The following is a 19,668-nucleotide window of genomic DNA, read 5'->3' on the forward strand; positions in this document are numbered from 1 at the left end:
GTGGCTACGGGTTCCGACGCCGCCATCGAAAAATCGTGTCGCACGAAGCGCCCCCGTGAACACAGATGGTCGGTTGCAGAAAATGACTTCCCTACCGAAGCGAGGCGGATACCCCTCCCTCCTGAAAATACATTAGATTATTCTAAATTAGTGAATACTAACGGAGCAAATCATGAGCCACAATGGGTCTCCAGATACGGATTTCACGCGGCAGGCCGGCGAGGCCAGCCGCCTGCTGAAATTGATGGCCAACGAGTCGCGCCTGCTCGTTCTTTGCTTCCTTGCCGAGGCTGGCGAGCTGTCCGTCGGCGATCTGGCGCAGAGCGTCGGGCTGAGCCAGTCCGCCCTGTCGCAACACCTCGCAAAATTGCGCGAAGACGATCTCGTCGCGACCCGCAAGGATGCCCAATCGGTGTTCTACCGTGTGTGCGACCCGAATGCGCAGCGGGTTCTCGAATTGCTGCACGACATCTTTTGCCCCGAGCTTGGCCAATCCCCCCAGCCGAGCGGCGACGCCGGAGAAACACTATGAGCGACGACACGAATATCGAAAAGGCCATCGAACAGGTGAACGATGTGCTTGCGGGCGATCTGCGAGCACCGCACGTCAAGGCTTTCTTCCACGAGCCGACCTTTACCGCGACCTATGTGGTCAGCGACGATCAGACCAAGCGCGCGGCCATTATCGACAGCGTCTGGGATTTCGATCAGCCTTCGGGCCGCACCAGCCTGGAAGCGGCGGACGAAATTATCGACTATGCGCGCGATGCAGGTCTGACCGTCGACTGGGTCCTGGAAACTCACGCCCATGCCGATCACCTTTCCGCCGCGCCCTATCTGCAGGAAAAGCTGGGCGGCGAACTGGCCATCGGCCGCGAAATTGTGACCGTGCAGGGCGTGTTCGGCAAGGTGTTCAACGAAGGCACCGATTTCGAGCGTGACGGATCGCAATTCGACCGGCTGATGGAAGATGGCGACGCGTTGATGATCGGCGATATTCCGCTGATCGCTCTTCACGTGCCCGGCCATACCCCAGCGGACATGGCCTATATCATCGGCGATGCGGCCTTTATCGGCGATACGATGTTCATGCCCGATTATGGCTCCGCCCGGGCCGATTTTCCGGGCGGCAATGCGCGCAAGCTGTACCGCTCGGTCCGCCGGCTGATGCGCCTGCCGGACAAGACGCGGGTGTTCCTGTGCCATGATTACAAGGCGCCCAATCGCACGGAATTCGTATGGGAGACCACCATGCTCGCGCAGCGCACAGCCAATGTGCATCTTCACGAAGATGTGGATGAGGACCAGTTCGTCGAGATGCGCACCCAGCGCGATGCGACATTGGAAATGCCGCGCCTGATCCTGCCCGCCATCCAGGTGAATATGCGCGGCGGCCATCTGCCGCCGCCCGAAAGCGACGGCACGTCTTACCTCAAGATGCCGGTCAACAAGCTGTGATGCTTCCCGGATTTCCCGATGCCGCCCCGCTCGCCGGATTGCTTGGTGGAGTGCTGATCGGCCTGGCCGCCGCGCTGATGTTGCTGGGTGCAGGACGAATTGCCGGCGTGTCCGGCATCGCCGCGCGCGCCTTCGGTATCAGCGGGGACGGTATGCCCCGGTCCGGTGCGTGGGCGTTTGTTGTAGGCCTGCCACTCGGCGCCTTGCTGGTTGCCTGGACTACCGGCGGTATCGAGGCCAGCTTTGCCGGGTACCTTCCACTTGTGGCGGCGGGCCTCCTGGTCGGCATCGGCACGCGCATCGGCAGCGGCTGCACCAGCGGCCACGGCGTATGCGGTGTCAGCCGGCTTTCGCAGCGCTCGATCGTCGCCACGGCAACCTTCATGGCAGCTGGTATCGCAACCGTCGCCATCATGAATGCATTGGGGCTGGAAGTGCTGTCATGACCCGCTCGTGGCTAGTGGCTCTCCTGTCAGGCAGCCTGTTCGGTGCCGGGCTGGCACTGGGCGGCATGGTCGACCCAGCGCGTGTGCGCGGCTTTCTCGACATATTCGGGGACTGGGACCCCACCCTCGCGTTTGTGATGGGCGGCGCGGTTATCGTGATGGCGATCGCCTGGCGGATTCAGGCGCGCATGGCGCAGCCTTTGATTGGCACGACATTCGCTCTTCCCGACCGGACCGACCTGACCCCCCGCCTGATCGGCGGCGCGGCGCTGTTCGGCACCGGTTGGGGGATTGCAGGCCTGTGTCCCGGGCCGGGCTTTGCAGCGCTCGTCATCGAGCCTGCAAAGGCAGCAGTCTTCGTGATGGCTATGCTGGCCGGAATGCTGATCTTTCGCTTGATGGAACCCCAGTCATAAAGCGCTGCAGGAGTAGTCGAAGCTATGGCCGAGCCCAGCCTGCTTGCGCGCTATCTTCCCATTCTCGGATGGGGACGAACCTACAATGGCTCGGTTCTGACGAACGATCTCGGGGCGGCGGTGCATTCGGTTCGATGGGCACGTTGAAAGCGGCACAGAATTGAGTTTCGGAAAACTATCCCGACAGGCGACTGACCAATTGCGGAACCCGCTCCTCGCATCTGCGATGGTAACGCCGCAAGGCGCGCAGCCGTTCGTTACGCGAGCCTCGCAGACTCGCCTCGATTTCAGCGAGGATTTCTGCAGCGTCGGGCAATACGTCGGGTTCATGGATCCGGACCCGGTGCAGCCGATCACTGATCCGATCGATCAGGACCGCCAGGCACCGGTTGCCCGACCCGGCTGCAAGTACCAAAAACACCGCTGCCATGCGGCCAGCATAATCGTCAGGCCAGTCTTCGAGATCGCGCGCGTTCGGGATTCGCCAAACTTCATCGCTCGCTGTTTCAAGCAAAACCGCATTTACGCGGAGGACATCCCGCAAACCCTGTTCGGTCAGAACCGGCACCCGAAAGCCGTCGCCAGGGGTGAGGTCGACCAGCCCCTCGCCAACCAGCTGGTTCAGGCTGTCCCTCACCGGTGTCATGCTGACGCCGAAATCGTCGGCAAGCCGCATTGCCTCGAGCTTGGCCCCATTGGCCCAGGTTCCCTCCATCAGCGCACGCTTGAGGCGTTGATAGGTGGGCTCAAGGACGTGGGCAGGGCTCACTTTTCGCCGCGCTGCGCCTCGGCAAATTCGCGCACCGCGGCTTTCTGGTCGTCGCGAAGCGCATCGGTCGCCCGCGGAAACTCGGCAATATCGTCGCGCAGCAAGATAGATGGGCACTGGCCTTCGTAATTGCCAAGATTGGGCCGGTGCTGACAATAGCCCGCAAGCTCGGCAAGTTCTGCGGGAAATTCCCGCGCGACTTCTGGCGGATAGGCGAGCCAAAGATTCTCGTAGGGCTTGAGCCAGCCAAGACTGTAACCGATCACCACCGCACGGCGCACGTGCCTGGTCAGATTAGGTCCCGCTCCGTGCACCGTCGATCCGAGAAAGCAAATGGCATCGCCAGGCTGACACTCGGCCGCGATTGGCGTGCCGAGCTGGTCTAGCGATTCAATTTTCTGCCTGTGGGTGCCGGGATATATTCGCGTCGCGCCGTTGGACGCCGTAAATTCGGTCAGGGGCCACATGACATTGAGCAGATATTCATGCGTGCCCTTCTCCCCTGCCCACATGTCGTGGTCGCAATGCGGGAACTGCTCGATCTCGCCGGGATGGACTGCAATCGCCTGCGCGACATTTAGCTGGATGCGTTCGCAGGCTTTGCCCAGAATTTCACGGGCAAGCGCGAGGATGAGTGGTTGAAGGACCAGGTCTCCCGCCCAGCGCGAGCGGCGCAGCAAACTCCCAAACCGCTTCGTCTTGTAGCCATAGAACTCGCCATCACCGAAAGGCGTCTTTGCGTAGGTCTGCTGGAGGTCCGTATCGAGCGCTGCGAGGATTGCACTCGGCAGAGCGTTGGGGATGATGCAATAACCCTGCTTTCTGATCTGGTCGAGCCAGGGCGAATGCGCTGCCCCAGTCATGCCGCGATCTCCAGCTGGTAGTCGGCCACGCGATAGGATCCCTGGCGGTAGACACCACCGCAGGCGAGATCCGCAGGCGTGCCCGCATCGATATCGATCTGGAGCGCGATAAGGTTTTCACCGCCGATTCGGCTGCCGGGTCCGAGCGCACGGCATCGCCAGCCAAATTTCGCAATCTGGCGGAACCAGTTCGGCGTAGCGACCGCGGTATACGCGGCGATTCCGGCGATCAGCGCGTGATCCGCGAGCGCGGTTACAAGTTCGTCCCGCGCGGCCCGGCGTTCCAGACGCGAGAGTGTCGGCTCGATGCAGAAGCGGGTGATCTCGCGAAAGTCCTCGCGCACCGGGACGGGGCCATCGCAAAGAGATGGAAACAGCTCGCCGAGAATATGCGCCCTGTCGGTCTTGAGCAGCCGCGCAGATGCGCGGTGACTGTCCTTGTCATCGGTGAGAATGACATAGGACGCTTCGCTCGTATCGAACTGGTCGATTTCGTAGACTCCTTCGAGCACGGGGACATCCCATTTGAGGAGATCGACGAAGACCCGCTTACGGGCCGCGAACATGGTCCGGAGCACCGGATCGGCGGGACTGGTATGGTTCTGCATTGTTGCTGCCTGTGATTGAAAAGACAGGTAGCAACTGATCGATCTGGTTCCGCTTCGACATACCAAGAACAGGGGATGTAAGCTTCCGCGGAATTGCGAAGCGTCCCAACTGCATGGGCGGAATTCAGCCCGTGTCTCGCCACCGGATAATGTCGGCAAATCCGATCAGCCCATCGAAAAGAGCTGCGACCACGAGCGACTGCTTGCAATGAACCTGATAGCGTTCGCGGGCCATTTTGAGATGCTGGATGACGGTTTCGGTGCCGATACCCAGTATGATCGCGGTCTCGGCGGCGGTCTTGCCGCGCGCGGTCCACAACAGACACTCGCGCTGGCGATCGCTAAGCACGGGAACGGTTTCCGTGCTACGAGAGGGACCAAGGGCAAGGGCGCAACTGAGCGCGAGCGTGCCGACGATCTCGGCAAGGGCCAGGCGACAACGGGGCAGATCCCTGTCCGGACACACGGCAAAGGTGCAAGTTCCGCGCGCGAGCCCGGGCAGGTGTCGTGGCACTGTATAGCCGTCGCCGATTCCGCATTCCTTCCCGACGGCGAGCATCTGCCGGTCCCCGCGGGTAAGCGGAATCATCTCCTCCAGCATATCCCATGCAAAGCCGATAAAACTCTTGTCGCAAGCGCGCCGGACGGGATCCTGGCCCGCCAGATCAAACGCCACATAGACCTTTGCCCACTCATCGGGATAATCGTGCAGAAGCAAGCCCGGCGCCTCGCGCGATCCCGAGCGCAATTCGAGACTAAGGGCAAAATGGTCGAAACCGAGGCGCCGCGATACCTCGGCAAGAGCCCCACTCAGTTCGGTGTCCGATTGTACATTTATGAGTTCAGTAGCGAACTCCTCTGCGAAGTAGGCATACATAGTCCGGCCTGTTCGACCGACGAGGGTGCAATCCAACACACCGCCGCTCGATCGCCTGCTGTATGCCTCACCAATGGTTCCATGCCATCGGCACCGGCAGTTGCTGTTGCGCGCCCCCCTGAAGGTTCGGTTTGTGGCGATACCGAACACAAGACCCGACACCGCAGAAAACGATAGCTTAAACAGTAAGATTGGAAAGTAGCGGGAATGCCCACGCCCTTCGAAAGGGCCTCCGGTCGATTGCTAATCGCGGCCCTCATCGCTTCCGTCGCAGCGCTCAGTGCGCGAGGCCAGCCGCGTGGAGCCGCTCAGGAGATCACGATAGCCCGTCGTTGTCATGCGCCGCGCTTCGGCGACAAGACGCTGGGTCTGGCGCCGGTCGGAAGATGACTTCCATTCAATCGCGCGATCGTAATCCCGACCGGGAAAGGTCAGATCGCGCGCGATCTGCCGAACCGTTGCGGGTTCACCTGAAGCTGGGTCGAGCCTGTCGAGAATCGCGAGCAGGAGAACCAGCCGATGTCTGAGATAGGGTGAGGGTGTCAGCGCAGCGCGAGCTGCAATGGCCTGCCGACTGCGCGGATGCTCATGAAGCGCGCTGAGCGCCGCCAGTCGAACGGACATCGAGTGATCGGCCGGGACGATATAGCCATCGCGAGCGGCCGGCGGGGTCACCACGAGACGGTGGCGCGTGTGTTTTCCCGCCAGCACCAGGTGCCGATCTGCGCCGGCTTCCGCTTCAACCAGCAGCGATCGCATGTGAAACGCGGACGCGAGCTCCGTCCGACACACGGCTGAAGATGCGACCACAACGACGCTCGGATTGTCTTCGGGGCGCCATAATGCCGGACAGACATCGGCTCCGGATGCGGGATCCACGAGGAAATTCGAGGCCCCATGAACGCGCGCTTCGCCGGCTGGCGAGAGCTTGCGTTTTGCCGTCACCCGCACGGCGGAAGCGGGCGAACTGGGCACGATAGTCCGGATTGCGCCGCAGGAATTCCTGCGCGAAGTCCGAAAAATCGAAACCGTCGAAGCGCCTTTGCCATTCGGGGATGCGGACCATGGAGCCCCTCCTTTCGATGGTCCTGCTACCGCAACGGTTTTGCGCCCGGCATTCTCCTATCCGGGCAGCCGCCTCCCCAGAAATGGTGATGCGGGCACGACGTTTCGAAGAAGGTCGGACGCGCAGAGCTTGCCTGCGGACACCTCCGGTATGGAGTAGTAGCGCCTTGCATGATCAATCGCGTTTGGGCACGATTGGTTGGCGCGCACCGAATTGCTGGCAACGGACGCGTGGACAGTTCCGCCAGACATCATGCACGCCGGTCCGGCCAAGGCCCGGCGGCCGATCCGGTCAAGGGACGTCGCGGCGTCCCGAACGGCGGCAAAGACCTGGACTCCGCATCCGGCTCATGCTGACGAGCCGACGAGTGCGGTCGCCTGCTCCCGCTGAGCATGACCGATTTCGCTGCCGGATCCCGGCACCACGCTACACAATCGCTTTCCTCGCCCTCGTCACCGCAAACCACACGGGCATCGCTTCCGCGCAGCCGCCTGCTCGAAGCTCTCTACCGGGATGAGCGTGCCGGAGTGCTGGCTTACCTGAAGCGCAAGGTCGGTCACGAGCACGCCAGCGATCTTGCGCAGGAGGTCTTCCTGCGTGCCGCTGGGAGCGCGCAACTGAATGAACTGCGCAATCCGGGCGGTTTCCTGCATTGTATCGCGAGGAACCTGGCAATCGACTTCGCCCGGAGGAGTCGGTGCCGGATCGTGACCCTGTCGCTCACCGAGAATGGCGATGGCACCAGTCTACCTTGCCAGGAAGACCGGTTACACGCGGCGGAGACCAAACAGCTTCTCGAGGAAGCGCTGGCCGAACTCCCGGCGAAGACCGCCCGGGTGTTCGCGATGAGCCGCTTCGAGAAGAAATCCTACAGGGAAATTCATCTCGAACTCGGTGTCGGGTTGTCGACGGTCGAATACCACATGACGAGAGCTCTCGCTCACCTGCGGCGCGAGCTGGCCGCCGAGGACGTCTGAGTCCCGGTCAATTTAATTTCATGTGCAACTAGGGTGCCGGCCCATCCATGCGTCAACCCCTGCAACGGCGAAGCCAGAGCGGCACGTCGCGATTGAACAGGGAGATCAGGATGATGCTGAAATCAAGGGGGCTGCCAGCCCTCCTCGCGGGGACGGCTCTCGTCGTATTTGCCACGCCGCTTCGTGCACAGGCGGGCGAACAGCCCGGCCCCGCACCCGACGACACGGAAGCCTCGCAGGGCGAGAATGAAGGAAACACCATAGTCGTCACGGGTACCCGCATTCGCGGCGCGCGGGTGGTCGGCGAGGTCATTTCGCTCGATGGAGAGGCCATCGTGGAAGCAGGTCAAGTCGATCTCGGGGAAGCGATCCGCTCGCTGCCGCAGAATTTCTCAGGGGGTCAAAACCCGGGGATCGGCTTCGGTGCGGGCAATGCGAACAGCAATGTCAACTCGGCGTCGAGCGCCAATTTGCGGGGCCTTGGTCCAGACGCCACGCTGACCCTCCTCAATGGTCACCGCCTGCCATACGATTCGGCGCTCCAGGGTGTCGATATCTCCGCCATACCCCTGCCTGCGGTGGACCGGATCGAAATCGTACCGGACGGGGCATCGGCTATTTACGGCTCGGACGCCGTGGGAGGGGTCGTCAATGTCGTTCTGCGGCGAGACTTCGAAGGCATCACCACTTCGGGGCAGATTGGAGCGAGCACCGACGGGGGCTACTTCCGCCAGCAGGCTGACATCGTCGGAGGCACGCGCTGGAGCAGTGGCGGTTTCCTGCTCGCCTACGACTTTTCCAACAACTCCAGGATCGCTGCGCGCCAGCGCTCCTATGCGGCATCGCTCGATCCCGAGACCTCGCTGTATCCTTCGCAGCGTCGCCACGCGGCAATCTTTTCCGGGCACCAGATGGTCGCGTCCGGTGTGACCGCGCGCCTCGATGCGCTCTATTCCACACGTAGCTCAAGAATCGTCAGCGGCACGCCGGCGGCGCGGTTCGTGTCCGAGCCGGATGTCGAAGCGATCACTTTTGCCCCTTCGCTCGAGATCGAGCTCGGCTCGGGTTGGATGGCGACGGCGCTTGGCGTGTTCGGGCGCGATCGAACGCATTTCCAGACAAATTCCACGCAAAATGGCGCGGAAACGGTCACGACAGGCTGCTTCTGCAACGCCATCGCTTCGGGAGAGATCGGTGCCGAGGGTCCGTTGTTCACGCTTCCCGGCGGGGCCGCCAGGCTTGCGGTAGGCGCCGGATTTCGCAACAATCGTCTCGACTTCTCGCGGGAAATCAATGCCAGTCCCTCGGCGGCCTTCGATATCACCCGGCGCAGCCGGTTCGCTTACGGGGAGCTCTTTCTCCCCATCATTTCGGGCAGCAATGATATTTCCGGGATCGAACGGCTCAGTCTCTCGGCCGCGCTGCGCTATGAGGACTACCCGGACCTCGATCAGCTGGCCACGCCGCGCCTCGGTGCGATCTATTCGCCTGTCGCCGGGCTGACCTTCCGGGCAAGCTGGTCGCGGTCCTTCAAGGCGCCCACGCTGTTTCAGCAGTTTACGCCCTATCAGGCATTCCTGCTCCCCGCTGTAGCTTTTGGCGCGGGCTCCGGTCCGGACACCGTCCTGTTCACCAGCGGCGGCAATCCGGATATCCAGTCCGAACGTGCACGCAGCTGGACCGCCGGGGTCGAGCTTGAGCCGGCCGGCGTCCCCGGCCTGCTCGTTTCGGCAACATGGTACGATATTCGCTACAGCGACAGGGTCGTGCAGCCGATTGCCGGATCGATTGCCGCTGCCTTCCGCGATCCTGGTTTCGCCAGCCTGATCGATTTCTCGCCGCAGGCCGACCTGCTGGCGGGACTCATCTCCGGAGCCCAGTTGGGTCTGCAGAACTTTTCCGGCTCGCAATACGATGCTGCCAACGTGGTCGCCCTGGTCGACAACCGGAATATCAACGTCGCGGTCCAGCAGATCGAAGGCATCGATGCGCGCATCTCATGGACCCGCAGGCTGCGCGGCGACGATTCCATGTCGCTCGAGCTCGCCGGCAGCTGGCTCGACAGCGACCAGCAGCTGACCGCCGCGCTCCCCAAGGTGCAGCTTTCGGGAACAGTGTTCAATCCTCCTCGCATCCGCGCCCGGGGGACCGCCCGCTACGAAACGGGCGCGTTCAAGGCGAATGCCGCGCTCAACTACACCGGAGCCTTGAGAGATCGACGATTTGCCGAAGAAAGCCGGATTGCACCGAGCGCAACTCTCGATCTCGGATTCAGTTACGAGATTATCGAAGGCGCGGACAGGGATCCGGGCCTGGAGGTTTCGCTTACCATCCAGAACGTCTTCGATGACGAGCCCGAGGTCATCGCCATTACCGGGCCGAACGACACACCGTATGATTCGACCAATTATTCGCCAATCGGCCGCTTCATCGCCTTCGGTATCAGGAGGCACTGGTGATGGGTTTCCTGGCTGCTGCCCTGTCCTTCTCGATCATTCCCGTCGCCGAGCCGCCCCGGTCGCTTGCCGACCCCTGCGAGGCTTTCGAAAGCAGCCCGGGGCTTCGAGGCAAGCGCGGCATGACGGCGGAAGACCTGGTGCAACTTGCCGATATCGGGCGAGCGGATCCCAACGAAACGCCAAGCGCCTTCGGTCTCTCGCCAGATATGAAGCAGATTGCATTCGCCGTGCGGCGCGGCAATGCCGAGACCAACGGCTATTGCCAGCGGCTGGTGGTCATGCCGCTCGACAGGAGCCAGGCACCGCGGGAGCTCGATCGGGGCGGTGAATATCTCCGTGACGATTTTCGGCTGCGCGAATTTCCGTCGGTCACCGCGGGCTGGGCCAAGGTCAACACGCCGCGCTGGTCGCCAGACGGACAATCGATCGCCTATCTCAAACGGATCGAAGGGTCGAACCAGGTCTGGCTGGCGGACAGCGCGGGAGGAACGGACGCGCGGCAAGTCACCACCCTCCCCGACGATGTCGATGCGTTCGCCTGGCTCGGCGGCGGCGAAGCGCTCGTCGTCGCCACGAGGCCCGGAATAAGACGGGCGGCGCTGGGAATCGCGCAGCAGGCGCGCCGGGGCTTCCTCTACGACGAGAGCATTTCGCCGCAATTCACGTCCCGCCCGATCCCGCGGGAAGCAATCGCGACGGAATACACCACCATCGATCTCGCGACAGGGGAATCCCGAAGCTCCACGCCAGAAGAGATAGCCGTGCTGTCTCCGGAAGGACCGCAAGGTCTCCCCGAGCGGGCGCGTGGCTACGTCGCCGGTCCCGAAGGATGGGCCGCGTGGCTCGAGCCCAAGTTTCCCGACCGCTATATCTCTCCGACGCGGCTGGTTCTGTCCGATCCGACGGACACCCGGATCAGCTGCCCTGCAAAGCTGTGCGAAGGCATCATGCGGATGTGGTGGTCGCCTTCCGAACGCGCGCTCTTCGCCGTCCAGAAGACAGGCTGGGGGCAGAGCAGCATGGGAATCCTGCGCTGGGATATCGGTGCCAGTGTACCGCGCCGCCTGATGGTCAGCGACGACATGCTGATCGGATGCGCTCTGGCCGCAGACGAGATCATCTGCGCGCGCGAAGGAGCGACAACCCCGCGACGGCTGGTGGGGATCGGCCTCGACAATGGCGAGGCGCGACTGATTCACGATCCCAATCCTCTGGTTTCCTCGCTCGACCTTGGTTCGGTCCAGCGTTTCCGGTTCAGCAATGCCTATGGTGTGGAAAGCTATGCCGATCTCGTGCTGCCTCCCGATCATCAGCCGGGTCAACGCCATCCGCTGGTCGTCGTCCAATATATCAGCCACGGGTTCCTGCGCGGAGGCTCGGGGGACGAAGTCCCCGTACAGCCACTGGCTGCTCGCGGTTTTGCCGTTCTCAGTTTCGCCAAGCCCGACCTCGCCCCCGCTGTCGCACAAGCGCAAACCGCGACCGAACTGCTGAGCGCCAACAGGGTCGACTGGCTCGACCGGCGCAATGTCCAGTCCTCGCTCGATATCGCGCTCGATCACGCGATCGGGACCGGCACTGTCGATGCCAGTCGCATAGGCCTCACCGGCTGGAGCGATGGGGTCTCGTCGGCCCAGTTCGCCTTGATCAATTCGCCTCGATACAAGGTCGCCAGCCTCGGATCGTGCTGCGAGGACATGTACAGCTACGTGCTGTCCGCCGGGCCCGCCTACAGTGCATTCACCCGGAGCATCGGCTACCGGTTCCTCGAGGACGGCGCGGAGGAATTCTGGCGCCCGATGTCGCTGATCCTCAACGTGGACCGCGTCGATGTCCCGATCCTCATCCAGAATGCCGACAGCGAATATGAGGGCGGCCTCGATGTGGTCGAGGTCTACCGCCACAAGGGCAAGCCGATCGAGCTTCACGTGTTCGAGGATGAGACGCACTACAAATGGCAGCCTGCCCATCGCAGTGCGGTCTACGAACGGACCACCGAATGGCTCGAGTTCTGGCTCATGAAGCGCAGAAACTGTGTCTCCGAGCGCGACCGGCAATACGACCGGTGGCTGACGATGGAAGGCGCTCCAACACGGGCCGAGTTGACCTGCTCGCCCGGGTCCTAATCCTGCCACGCCCGAGCCCAGTGTTCGGCTTCGGCAAGGTCGAGCAACCGGTAGATAATCGAATCTCCGGTGTAAGCGTCGATCCCCAGGGCCTCTTCGACGGCCGGCAGGTCGAGCAGGCCCTGGCGTGCGAGAATGCCGTCCATCAGGGAGTGCCTGACAGCCTGCCGGTTCCGGTCGAAAATCGCGCGGATGTAGCTATCGGGGCCGGCCTTGGCTGTGCGCGTGAGGATCGAGGGTGGCAATGCATCCGCAAAAGCGCGCCGCGCCACAGAGCGATTCAATCCGCCCTCGCACCATAACCAGGCCGGAATAGCGAGGCACAATTCCATGAGCGGCTGGCTCATCAAGGGCGAAAAGCGCGACATGGGTGATGTCAGTCCGTGAAGATGGTGCTGGCATCGCATGATCAGCGCCAGGTGATCATGCTTGCCGCCGTGCGGCCCGACGGGAACCCTGGTCCAGGGCGCTACCGGTTCGGCACTTTCGAAGTCCGGCGCAGGACGTGACAGCAGACGCGCGTCAGCAGGCCATGGCGGGAAACCAGCGGGCCTCGTCATCCTGCGCCAGATCGCTGTCGCCATTTCGGGAACATCGCAGCCAGTTACGCGACAGCTGTCGAGGAATGTCGAGGCCCAGCCCGCAAGTGTGAATTCGGCTCGCAGTCGATCGGCAATCGGTGCTGCCGAGTGTAGATAGCAGAACAGATTGTCACCGCCGTTGCCGTCCATGATCGTAACCGCGCCGAGGTCATCGGCAGCCTTGGCAAACAACCGGTCGACGCCGTTGAGAAAGGACTTGCGCGAAGGGCGAGGCAAGGCGCCCGAGGCATTTTCGAGAGGGTCGAACAGCGCAGGGTCGTAGATGCCTTCCGCGAGAGGGACATCGAGGTGTTCGGCCAGACGCCGGACGGCTGGTCGCTCGTCGCCGCTGGGATCGGCGGTGGCGGCCGTGACGCATGAAAACGCCGCACCGCCACAATGGAGTGCGCCGCAGATGAACGAGGAATCGACGCCCCCCGATGCGGCCACGGTGACTGGCCCCAGCGATCTTTCCCAGGCGCCAATCACGGCAATCGCCGTCTCGCGCAGCTGGTTGGCCGCATCGCCGAACGAGGGATGGGGGGCGACAGGCATGAAGGCATCGGGTCGCCAGAGGAGCTTTTCCGATATCGAGCGTCCGAAGATGGTGGTCAGGCTGCCGGGCGGTACCTCTCGCACGCCTTCCAGACAGGTGGCGCGCGAGCGCAGCTCGGGTCGGCAAAGAAACGCATGGACGTCCTTCCAGTCGACCCGCAGGTGCACATGCGTGCATCGTTCGAGCACCCGAACGTTAGAGGATATCACCACGTGGTTCTCGGTAGTGACCGAATACACCGGCAGCAGTCCAGAAGGATCGACGAGAACGGATGCCCTGCGCTCGTCAGGGTCAGTCAATACAGCGATGTAGGCACCCCAACACTGATCGAGCAGACGACGAGCCATGCTCTGTGCGTCTTCGTCCATCTCCCGGTCGAACACGATCGAACGGCAGGCCGCCCCGTTGGGACGGGAAAAAAGCGTACCGATCACGATCCCCCTGGAGCCCATGTCGGTCACTGGCATGCCGCCGCCAAGCCAAACCCGCGGCTCATCTGCGCGAAGCGTCCCGAGATCGGAATGCAGCCGTGGGCGAGCGGAAAGTAGCGCACTGTCGGTGAGCGGAACTGCGAGTGCGAATCCGGGGCTGCTCACAGCACCAGCAGCGGGGTATAGCGCTGCACCTCCTCGACGCTGTCGTTGAGCACCACGTCGTCCGCCTGCGCCCAGCAATGGGCCGCAAACGGCGCGAGCTTTACGGCGATGACGACGTTCACAGGGGCGCCACGGGCCGCGAGCCGAACGGCCAGCGCAATGGATCGCGGCAGGCACCGGTTCGCGGCAGTGCGCAAAATGCGGGCATGTTCGAAGGAGCGGACGATACGATCCGCAATCGCAGAATCGCTGCGGGGGCGACCCCGGCGCGCAAGAAGCTGCCGGGTCTCGCTGAGAACGGAATGGAAGCCCGAAGTCGCAATTCGCCGTTCGACACGCCGCTGCGTCCAGAGCGAGTGGGCAATCTCGGACAGGCTGAATGCGCCGAACTCGATAGCCTGCGATGTCCGGGTCGGCGGTGCCCAGTTCAAAGGCCGCGGGAAATCCGGCGGCTGGCGCCAGCGCTCGCGTCCGCTTCGTGCGACCATGTCGAGAAATGTATGGTTCTGGTCTCGGCCAAGACGAAAATACCGGTCCGCGGCCAGGTCGAGGAAGATCAGCTGTCCATCGATCTCACGCCACGCCAAAGCGTCGCGATCAGGGTCCGGATGTACCATGACGGCGGGTGGCGCGCGCACCGCGCAGGCGCGCGCGCCCGATCGGCTCAGTCGTCGGCCATTCCCATCGCATAACGGGAGGGACCGGTGCTCAGATCGACATCGAAGATTGCATTGCCCTTGGTTTCGACGGACGCCTGTCCGAGTTCCACCACCGGCTCTTCGATTGCTTGTGGTTCTTTCATTGATCTTCTCCTTGTCAAAATCGCGACTCCAAATGCCGCCAACCAAGACTGGTTCGACAAAGACGATCATTCCAATTTATAATGTAATTATAATCGGCACCCGGCCCAAAGGGTGCGACCGGGCAATGGAAGCACTCGTTGGCAAGTACCTCGATACCTTTGGCTTGCGGCTTGGACATGCGTATCGATGCCCGGTCGCAGGGAATTTGAGTTCCCGGCCTAAATATATGACGGAAACACCGCCGAAGCAAAGAACTTGTTCGCAAGACCTTTACGCGCAGTATCGAGAAAATAGGCAATTCATTGCTGGCGGACCTTCTATTCTTTCTCGCGCCCAGCAGCGCGGCGCCGGGCCTTCGCGAATTCACGATCGCTGGCGATGAAGCGTTCGAGCATCGGCCCGATCAGCGCGGCTGGTTGCGGCGCGTCCTTGACCGCTCCGCCATTAAGGATGGTGCCGTAATCGACCAGCTGGCGATGCAGGCGTGCAGGGATCTCGACCGACAGCCGGACCGGCTTTTCATCGGTGATATCGGACATCTTCAAACGGGTCATGACCCACTCTCCAGCACAATGTCGCGCGTAACCAGCACGCGCACCGGGTAGCCGGGCCGGATGGTGAGCGTCGGGCGAACATCGAGCTCGCGGGAAACGACCTGCTCACCAGCCCGGCCGATGCTGTCCTGGCTGCCGCGGCGCAGCGCGCGGACCAGTTCGCTGTCCCCACCTGCCCCGAGTTCGCCGCCGATGCCGAGTATCGTCGAGACCAGCGCGGCTTTCAGCACCCCGCCCCAGTGGTAATCCACCCGGTCTTCGAGCCCCGCATATCCGGCGGGATCGGCGGCAGGCTGGCGCTCGAGCACGATCGAACGACCATCGGGGAGGATCAGGCGGTTCCAGGCCAGCAGCACGCGGCGATGGCCAAAGCCGACATCGGACTGGTAATCACCGATCAACCGCGCGCCCTGCCCGATCAGCAAGCGTTGTCCCGTCACGCTGTCATAGACGTTCTGGGTCACCTGCGCGGTCACCAGCCCGGGCTGGTCGGACCGGATCCCGGTAATGAGCGCCGCGGGAATGATCGAACCCGATTGCAGGACGGCTGCAGTCGGCGCCGCCTCAAGTTGCTGCATCGAAGCCGTCCTGCGTTCGGCCGGCCGGTCGAGGAATGCGCGCGCGGCCGGTGGCGCGTCAGCACCGATACCCGGGGCTGACCCGAGCCCGCTAGCGACATCCGTTTGCACGAGACTGGCGGGCTGAGCCCCGCCGCCAAAGAACAGGCGGCTGGCTCTCGCAGCTTCGCTCTCCTGCGCGATGCGCTGACGCGCGGCCTCCCGCGCGGCGATCGCTGGCGATTGCGAAGCCGGCCGAGCGCCCACGGGCGGAAGCGCGGCGACAGCGCCGCGATCCTGCGCATCGAGAATCGGCTTGCCGAGGTCGCCGGGCAAGGGCGGCCCGAGCCTGGGCACCTGCGTATAGTCCCGGGGCGCCGACGCGAGGCCGTCCGCGACAGCAGTGCTTTCGGTATTCACCAATTCCTCGCCCTGCTCGTGCGACGCCGGCCGGAGCGCGAACAGCAAGGCGCCGCCGACCAGGGCCAGACCGGCGGCGCTGGTGATGCCAATGGCCTTGCGCGACAACCGGACCACGCGCGGCCCTTCCCCGCGCAGTCTCACGATCGACTCCGCATTGTCCGGTTGGCGGTCGAGAGGCTCCTCGCTCATGACGACCCGCGCGCACGGTTGGTGATCCTGACGCGCACCTGCCCGCGGCCGGCGCCCAGGCGCAGTTCGGCCTTGTCGAACAGGCGATCGACGATGATGTAGCGGCCCGATACCCGGTAGTTGGCGAGCTCGGCCCCGTCGTCTTCGCCGATAATGAAGAAAGGTGGCATCTCGCCCTGCGCGATGTCGGGCGGAAACTCGATCAGCGTGCGCCGTCCGTCGTCGAAGACGCGGACCGGTCGCCAGTCCGGACGGTCGCCGGACAAGCGATAGGCGAAATTCAGGTCTTGGAGCGCAAATCCTTCGGCGACCGGAGCGGTCCGTGTGGCTTCGGTTTCCGCCTTGCGCAGCGCGATCAACTCGTCTTGCGGATAGATCCAGCTGACCGAGGCCATGTAGATGCGCGGGTTGGCGCGCAACTCGACATGATAGGTGCGCCGGTCGGTATTGATCACGAGATTGGTCGCGATATCGGGCCGGGTCGGCTTGACGAGAATATGCACCCTGGCAGTCGCACCGCTACCGCTGATCGTGTCGCCAATCATCCAGCGCACCGTATCGCCTGCGGCAACCGGCCCGGGTCCGACCAGTGTCTCACCCTCCTGCAAAGCGATGTCGGTCACCTGCCCCGGCTTGGTGTAGACCTGGAACAGGGCGCCTTCGTTATAGGCATAACGCTGGATGGCATTCTGGAATCCGGCATTGTCGGGCTGGACCCGGGCGGAATCGTTCGCCGCTCCAACCTGCTCCTGAGGATCGGGGGCGGGATCGGAGGCAGGGGAGCGGCGCGCGGCAGCGGGGGAGGACTGCCGCGAAAGAAGGAGGCGTGCGCCAGCGACACGATGGCCTGCGTTCGGCGGTAATCGAACGATGGCGCTCAACGCCGCCGCAGCGGCCTGCGACTGGGGGGCAGGCGTCGCCGACGCGGGCGCGGCGGCTGCAAGCGAGAGAACGCCGACGAGGCTGGAACGAATGAAGGTTTGCGGGCGGGACATCAGCCGAGCTCCTTTGACCAGTTGATAGAGGTGACGAAAATTCCCAGCGGATTGCGCGTCAGCGCATCTGGATCGCGCGGTGGCTGGACCGCGATCCCCAGGATCGCGGTCCAGCGGCTCGTCTCGGCAAGCGCGCCGTCGCGGTAGCGCCGCTCGACCCAGGCGACGCGGAAACTCTTCGGCGAAGCGCGGATCACGCTGGTGACCTCGATCGCCACCTGTTCGTGGCCGACCACAGCGAACGGATCGTTGGCGCGCGCATACTCGTTGAGCGCGAGCGCGCCGCGATCGCTCGCAAAGTCGTAGGCCCGCAGCCAGTTCTCGCGCACGACGATCGCGTCGTCGGGAATGGACCGGACGTTCTCGATGAAGCGCGCGAGATGGAAGGCGATCTGGGTATCGCCGGGCGTAAAGCCGGCGTCGGCGGGGGCAACGCTGCGCGCTTCGCCCAGCTTGTCGACCTCGACGACCCAGGGGACGATCGTTCCGCGCGCATTCTGCCACATGAGACCGCCGGTCAGGATGGCCGAGAGACCAAGTGCCCCGAAGAACGCGAAGCGCCAGCTTTTCGCCTGGACGCGCGCCGAACCGATGCGGTCATCCCAGACCTGCGCCGCGCGCTGGTATGGCGTCTCTGCCTGCGGGGTCTTGCCGTACCGGATCGAAGGGCGTTTGAACATTTGCCGTCAGTCCTTTTCTCGTGTGTCGATCGAGGCGCCTGCGCCATGGCCGTCGCCGGCGCGCACGGTGTGCGCGGCGAGCGATGCGGAGTGGCCGAGGCTCTGGCGCTGCTTCATGGATCTGGCCCAGGATGGCGGGCCGTCGCTGCTCGCTGCCTGTCCGCTATCGGACGGCGGGGAACCTGGGGCAGGCACGATACGCCCTCCCATGTGACCGACCGCCGAGCGCGCACCCTCCCGGAAATTGCCTCGGGCACTGTCGGTTGCGGCGCGCAGCGGAGACATCGCCGCGCCGCCCGCGGCGCGCCCGACACCGGCCATACCGCCCGCCACAGCTGCTCCGCCGCTCCTGCCCGCCGAACCCGTGGCATAGGCCATGGTCGCACCGCCGGCGGCGCGCGAGGTGCCGCGCGCGACCGAAGAGGCGGCGCTGGCAACCGCACCGCCGGCCAGTTTGGCCCCGGCGACGCCGCCAACCGCCGCACCACCTGCGAGAAGGGCAGTCCCGGCTGCCGCGCCGGCACCCAGTTGCGGCCCGCCCGCGACGATCCCGTTGGCGATGCCGGGGCCGAAAATGCCGAGGCCGAGCAGCGTCAGGCTGGCGAGCACGATGGCCAGGACATCCTCGATCGTCGGCTCGCCCGGAATGGCGCCGGTGAACTCGGCGAAGAGGGTCGAGCCGATGCCGATGATCACGGCGAGCACCAGCACCTTGATCCCCGAGGAGACCACATTGCCGAGCACGCGCTCGGCCATGAAGGCTGTCTTGCCGAACAGGCCGAAAGGAATGAGCACGAAACCCGCAAGCGTCGTCAGCTTGAACTCGATCAGGGTGACGAACAGCTGGATCGCGAGGATGAAGAAGGCGATGATGACCACCGCCCATGCGACGAGCAGGATGACGATCTGCAGGAAGTTCTCGAAGAAGCTCACATAGCCGAGCAGGTCTTCCATGGATTCGAGCAGTGGCCAGGCGGCATCGATGCCGACCTGCGCGACCCGGCCCGGCTGCAGGAGGTCGGCAGCCCCGAGCCCGGAGCCGCTGGCCTTGAGGCCGAGCCCGGCAAAGCTGTTGAAGACGATGTTCGCGAGCGCGCTCCAGTTGCCGATGATGTAGGCGAAGATGCCGACAAAGAGCGTTTTCTTGACGAGGCGGGCGATGATGTCGTCCTGCTCGCCCCAGCTCCAGAACAGGGCAGCCAGCGTCACATCGATCACGATCAGCGTGGTCGCGATGAAGGCGACCTCGCCCGAAAGCAGCCCGAAGCCGCTGTCGATGTACCGCGAAAATACCGCCAGGAAGCGATCGACGACGCCGGTCCCGCCCATGTCAGCGCTCCTCGCGCGTTGGCGACGAGCGAAGGACCGGATCGGACAAAGCCGACTCCTTATTCAGCCCGGAATAGGCATCGGGATGCTCGACGCCGAAGAATCGTCGCCGCTTCTCGGCCCAGGCCGCCCGGCAATCGGGCGAAGACAGCGCGAGCTCTCCCATATCCGAACACGCTCCGAGACGGGCGGGCAGCGGATCGCCATCGGGCACCCGGACGGTAGCGGCCGGCTCGACGCGTGGCCCGGGCTCCTCGCGCAACTGCACGAGCGTCATGGCGAGCGCGAGGCCGACAAAAACGGCCGCACCAATCCGCGCGATGAGCTTTCCGTCCATGAC

General features: G+C 63.7%; 22 protein-coding genes. 7 read left to right on the forward strand and 15 right to left on the reverse strand.

What is annotated here, in order from left to right; all coding sequences use genetic code 11:
* Positions 1-172: 172 nt before the first annotated feature.
* Genes A7A77_RS12095 through A7A77_RS12110 form a run of 4 tightly spaced genes read left to right on the forward strand, consistent with a single transcriptional unit; the run spans position 173 to position 2,320 of the window.
* Positions 173-532 carry an ArsR/SmtB family transcription factor gene (locus tag A7A77_RS12095; RefSeq protein WP_066558399.1) on the forward strand — a complete coding sequence of 120 codons (360 nt, stop codon included), beginning with the start codon at positions 173-175 and terminating at the stop codon, positions 530-532.
* Positions 529-1,458: an MBL fold metallo-hydrolase gene (locus A7A77_RS12100; RefSeq protein ID WP_066558403.1), complete on the forward strand. Its 930-nt coding sequence runs from the start codon at positions 529-531 to the stop codon at positions 1,456-1,458. The genes A7A77_RS12095 and A7A77_RS12100 overlap by 4 nt, the downstream gene beginning before the upstream one ends.
* The gene (locus A7A77_RS12105) at positions 1,458-1,904 is read left to right on the forward strand and encodes a YeeE/YedE family protein (RefSeq protein WP_066558405.1); all 447 of its coding nucleotides are present in this window, start codon (positions 1,458-1,460) and stop codon (positions 1,902-1,904) included. The genes A7A77_RS12100 and A7A77_RS12105 overlap by 1 nt, the downstream gene beginning before the upstream one ends.
* Complete coding sequence (locus tag A7A77_RS12110) at positions 1,901-2,320, forward strand: DUF6691 family protein (RefSeq protein WP_066558407.1); 420 nt, start codon at positions 1,901-1,903, stop codon at positions 2,318-2,320. The genes A7A77_RS12105 and A7A77_RS12110 overlap by 4 nt, the downstream gene beginning before the upstream one ends.
* Before the next feature lie 175 nt (positions 2,321-2,495).
* Here A7A77_RS12110 and A7A77_RS12115 read toward each other — a convergent pair whose 3' ends face one another.
* The 6 genes from A7A77_RS12115 to A7A77_RS18255 all read right to left on the reverse strand — a co-directional run bounded on the left by A7A77_RS12115 (position 2,496) and on the right by A7A77_RS18255 (position 6,503).
* Positions 2,496-3,089 carry a GntR family transcriptional regulator gene (locus A7A77_RS12115; RefSeq protein WP_066558410.1) on the reverse strand — a complete coding sequence of 198 codons (594 nt, stop codon included), beginning with the start codon at positions 3,087-3,089 and terminating at the stop codon, positions 2,496-2,498.
* Positions 3,086-3,952: a phytanoyl-CoA dioxygenase family protein gene (locus A7A77_RS12120; protein ID WP_066558412.1), complete on the reverse strand. Its 867-nt coding sequence runs from the start codon at positions 3,950-3,952 to the stop codon at positions 3,086-3,088. The genes A7A77_RS12115 and A7A77_RS12120 overlap by 4 nt, the downstream gene beginning before the upstream one ends.
* The gene (locus A7A77_RS12125; protein WP_066558415.1) at positions 3,949-4,560 is read right to left on the reverse strand and encodes an acyl-homoserine-lactone synthase; all 612 of its coding nucleotides are present in this window, start codon (positions 4,558-4,560) and stop codon (positions 3,949-3,951) included. The genes A7A77_RS12120 and A7A77_RS12125 overlap by 4 nt, the downstream gene beginning before the upstream one ends.
* A 124-nt stretch (positions 4,561-4,684) precedes the next feature.
* Entirely contained in the window at positions 4,685-5,437 is a 753-nt protein-coding gene (locus A7A77_RS12130) for a LuxR family transcriptional regulator (protein ID WP_066558421.1), read from the reverse strand.
* Between the two features lie 243 nt (positions 5,438-5,680).
* The gene (locus A7A77_RS12135) at positions 5,681-6,196 is read right to left on the reverse strand and encodes a DNA -binding domain-containing protein (RefSeq protein ID WP_066558423.1); all 516 of its coding nucleotides are present in this window, start codon (positions 6,194-6,196) and stop codon (positions 5,681-5,683) included.
* On the reverse strand, positions 6,177-6,503 hold the full coding sequence (locus A7A77_RS18255) for a transcriptional regulator domain-containing protein (RefSeq protein WP_202389122.1): 327 nt from the start codon (positions 6,501-6,503) through the stop codon (positions 6,177-6,179). Before A7A77_RS18255 ends, A7A77_RS12135 begins: the two co-directional genes overlap by 20 nt.
* A gap of 392 nt (positions 6,504-6,895) precedes the next feature.
* On the opposite strand from A7A77_RS18255, the gene A7A77_RS12140 reads away from it, so the two are divergent.
* The 3 genes from A7A77_RS12140 to A7A77_RS12150 all read left to right on the forward strand — a co-directional run bounded on the left by A7A77_RS12140 (position 6,896) and on the right by A7A77_RS12150 (position 12,065).
* Positions 6,896-7,480: a sigma-70 family RNA polymerase sigma factor gene (locus tag A7A77_RS12140; protein WP_082836098.1), complete on the forward strand. Its 585-nt coding sequence runs from the start codon at positions 6,896-6,898 to the stop codon at positions 7,478-7,480.
* A 296-nt stretch (positions 7,481-7,776) separates the two neighbouring features.
* Positions 7,777-9,939, forward strand: coding sequence for a TonB-dependent receptor plug domain-containing protein (locus A7A77_RS12145; RefSeq protein WP_172799902.1), 2,163 nt, complete (start codon positions 7,777-7,779; stop codon positions 9,937-9,939).
* Positions 9,939-12,065, forward strand: a complete 2,127-nt coding sequence (locus tag A7A77_RS12150; RefSeq protein ID WP_066558425.1) for an Atxe2 family lasso peptide isopeptidase — start codon at positions 9,939-9,941, stop codon at positions 12,063-12,065. The genes A7A77_RS12145 and A7A77_RS12150 overlap by 1 nt, the downstream gene beginning before the upstream one ends.
* Here A7A77_RS12150 and A7A77_RS12155 read toward each other — a convergent pair.
* The 9 genes from A7A77_RS12155 to trbK-alt all read right to left on the reverse strand — a co-directional run bounded on the left by A7A77_RS12155 (position 12,062) and on the right by trbK-alt (position 19,665).
* The gene (locus tag A7A77_RS12155; RefSeq protein WP_066558428.1) at positions 12,062-13,654 is read right to left on the reverse strand and encodes an asparagine synthase-related protein; all 1,593 of its coding nucleotides are present in this window, start codon (positions 13,652-13,654) and stop codon (positions 12,062-12,064) included. The two genes, A7A77_RS12150 and A7A77_RS12155, sit on opposite strands and share 4 nt — an antisense overlap.
* Positions 13,655-13,794: 140 nt before the next feature.
* Entirely contained in the window at positions 13,795-14,415 is a 621-nt protein-coding gene (locus tag A7A77_RS12160; RefSeq protein WP_066558430.1) for a lasso peptide biosynthesis B2 protein, read from the reverse strand.
* A 47-nt stretch (positions 14,416-14,462) separates the two neighbouring features.
* Positions 14,463-14,600 (reverse strand): hypothetical protein, encoded by a 138-nt coding sequence (locus A7A77_RS18165; RefSeq protein ID WP_160734390.1) that lies wholly within the window; start codon positions 14,598-14,600, stop codon positions 14,463-14,465.
* Positions 14,601-14,918: 318 nt separating this feature from the next.
* Positions 14,919-15,155 carry a DUF2274 domain-containing protein gene (locus tag A7A77_RS12165; protein ID WP_066558432.1) on the reverse strand — a complete coding sequence of 79 codons (237 nt, stop codon included), beginning with the start codon at positions 15,153-15,155 and terminating at the stop codon, positions 14,919-14,921.
* A complete protein-coding gene (locus tag A7A77_RS12170) occupies positions 15,152-16,324 on the reverse strand; it encodes a TraB/TrbI/VirB10 family type IV secretion system protein (protein WP_066558438.1) in 1,173 nt (390 codons plus the stop codon). Before A7A77_RS12170 ends, A7A77_RS12165 begins: the two co-directional genes overlap by 4 nt.
* Positions 16,321-17,319 (reverse strand): P-type conjugative transfer protein TrbG, encoded by a 999-nt coding sequence (gene trbG, locus A7A77_RS12175; protein ID WP_066558439.1) that lies wholly within the window; start codon positions 17,317-17,319, stop codon positions 16,321-16,323. Before trbG ends, A7A77_RS12170 begins: the two co-directional genes overlap by 4 nt.
* Positions 17,319-17,999: a conjugal transfer protein TrbF gene (trbF, locus tag A7A77_RS12180; protein WP_066558440.1), complete on the reverse strand. Its 681-nt coding sequence runs from the start codon at positions 17,997-17,999 to the stop codon at positions 17,319-17,321. The genes trbG and trbF overlap by 1 nt, the downstream gene beginning before the upstream one ends.
* A gap of 6 nt (positions 18,000-18,005) precedes the next feature.
* Positions 18,006-19,328, reverse strand: coding sequence for a P-type conjugative transfer protein TrbL (trbL, locus tag A7A77_RS12185; RefSeq protein ID WP_066558442.1), 1,323 nt, complete (start codon positions 19,326-19,328; stop codon positions 18,006-18,008).
* A 1-nt stretch (position 19,329) separates the two neighbouring features.
* Positions 19,330-19,665, reverse strand: coding sequence for a putative entry exclusion protein TrbK-alt (gene trbK-alt / locus A7A77_RS12190; RefSeq protein WP_066558444.1), 336 nt, complete (start codon positions 19,663-19,665; stop codon positions 19,330-19,332).
* Between the last annotated feature and the right edge of the window lie 3 nt (positions 19,666-19,668).

Origin of the sequence: Croceicoccus bisphenolivorans (assembly GCF_001634625.1) — a bacterium.
GTDB lineage: Bacteria > Pseudomonadota > Alphaproteobacteria > Sphingomonadales > Sphingomonadaceae > Croceicoccus > Croceicoccus bisphenolivorans.

Coding starts and splice junctions, on each gene's coding strand:
- A7A77_RS12135 (WP_066558423.1), bottom strand. CDS start 6,196: ATGCGATCGCTGCTGGTTGAAGCGGAAGCCGGCGCAGATCGGCACCTG.
- A7A77_RS12105 (WP_066558405.1), top strand. CDS start 1,458: ATGCTTCCCGGATTTCCCGATGCCGCCCCGCTCGCCGGATTGCTTGGT.
- A7A77_RS12120 (WP_066558412.1), bottom strand. CDS start 3,952: ATGACTGGGGCAGCGCATTCGCCCTGGCTCGACCAGATCAGAAAGCAG.
- A7A77_RS12165 (WP_066558432.1), bottom strand. CDS start 15,155: ATGACCCGTTTGAAGATGTCCGATATCACCGATGAAAAGCCGGTCCGG.
- A7A77_RS12125 (WP_066558415.1), bottom strand. CDS start 4,560: ATGCAGAACCATACCAGTCCCGCCGATCCGGTGCTCCGGACCATGTTC.
- trbK-alt (WP_066558444.1), bottom strand. CDS start 19,665: ATGGACGGAAAGCTCATCGCGCGGATTGGTGCGGCCGTTTTTGTCGGC.
- A7A77_RS12160 (WP_066558430.1), bottom strand. CDS start 14,415: ATGGTACATCCGGACCCTGATCGCGACGCTTTGGCGTGGCGTGAGATC.
- trbF (WP_066558440.1), bottom strand. CDS start 17,999: ATGTTCAAACGCCCTTCGATCCGGTACGGCAAGACCCCGCAGGCAGAG.
- A7A77_RS12140 (WP_082836098.1), top strand. CDS start 6,896: ATGACCGATTTCGCTGCCGGATCCCGGCACCACGCTACACAATCGCTT.
- A7A77_RS18255 (WP_202389122.1), bottom strand. CDS start 6,503: ATGGTCCGCATCCCCGAATGGCAAAGGCGCTTCGACGGTTTCGATTTT.
- trbG (WP_066558439.1), bottom strand. CDS start 17,319: ATGTCCCGCCCGCAAACCTTCATTCGTTCCAGCCTCGTCGGCGTTCTC.
- A7A77_RS12110 (WP_066558407.1), top strand. CDS start 1,901: ATGACCCGCTCGTGGCTAGTGGCTCTCCTGTCAGGCAGCCTGTTCGGT.
- A7A77_RS12100 (WP_066558403.1), top strand. CDS start 529: ATGAGCGACGACACGAATATCGAAAAGGCCATCGAACAGGTGAACGAT.
- A7A77_RS12130 (WP_066558421.1), bottom strand. CDS start 5,437: ATGTATGCCTACTTCGCAGAGGAGTTCGCTACTGAACTCATAAATGTA.
- A7A77_RS12170 (WP_066558438.1), bottom strand. CDS start 16,324: ATGAGCGAGGAGCCTCTCGACCGCCAACCGGACAATGCGGAGTCGATC.
- A7A77_RS12155 (WP_066558428.1), bottom strand. CDS start 13,654: ATGGGCTCCAGGGGGATCGTGATCGGTACGCTTTTTTCCCGTCCCAAC.
- trbL (WP_066558442.1), bottom strand. CDS start 19,328: ATGGGCGGGACCGGCGTCGTCGATCGCTTCCTGGCGGTATTTTCGCGG.
- A7A77_RS12150 (WP_066558425.1), top strand. CDS start 9,939: ATGGGTTTCCTGGCTGCTGCCCTGTCCTTCTCGATCATTCCCGTCGCC.
- A7A77_RS18165 (WP_160734390.1), bottom strand. CDS start 14,600: ATGAAAGAACCACAAGCAATCGAAGAGCCGGTGGTGGAACTCGGACAG.
- A7A77_RS12095 (WP_066558399.1), top strand. CDS start 173: ATGAGCCACAATGGGTCTCCAGATACGGATTTCACGCGGCAGGCCGGC.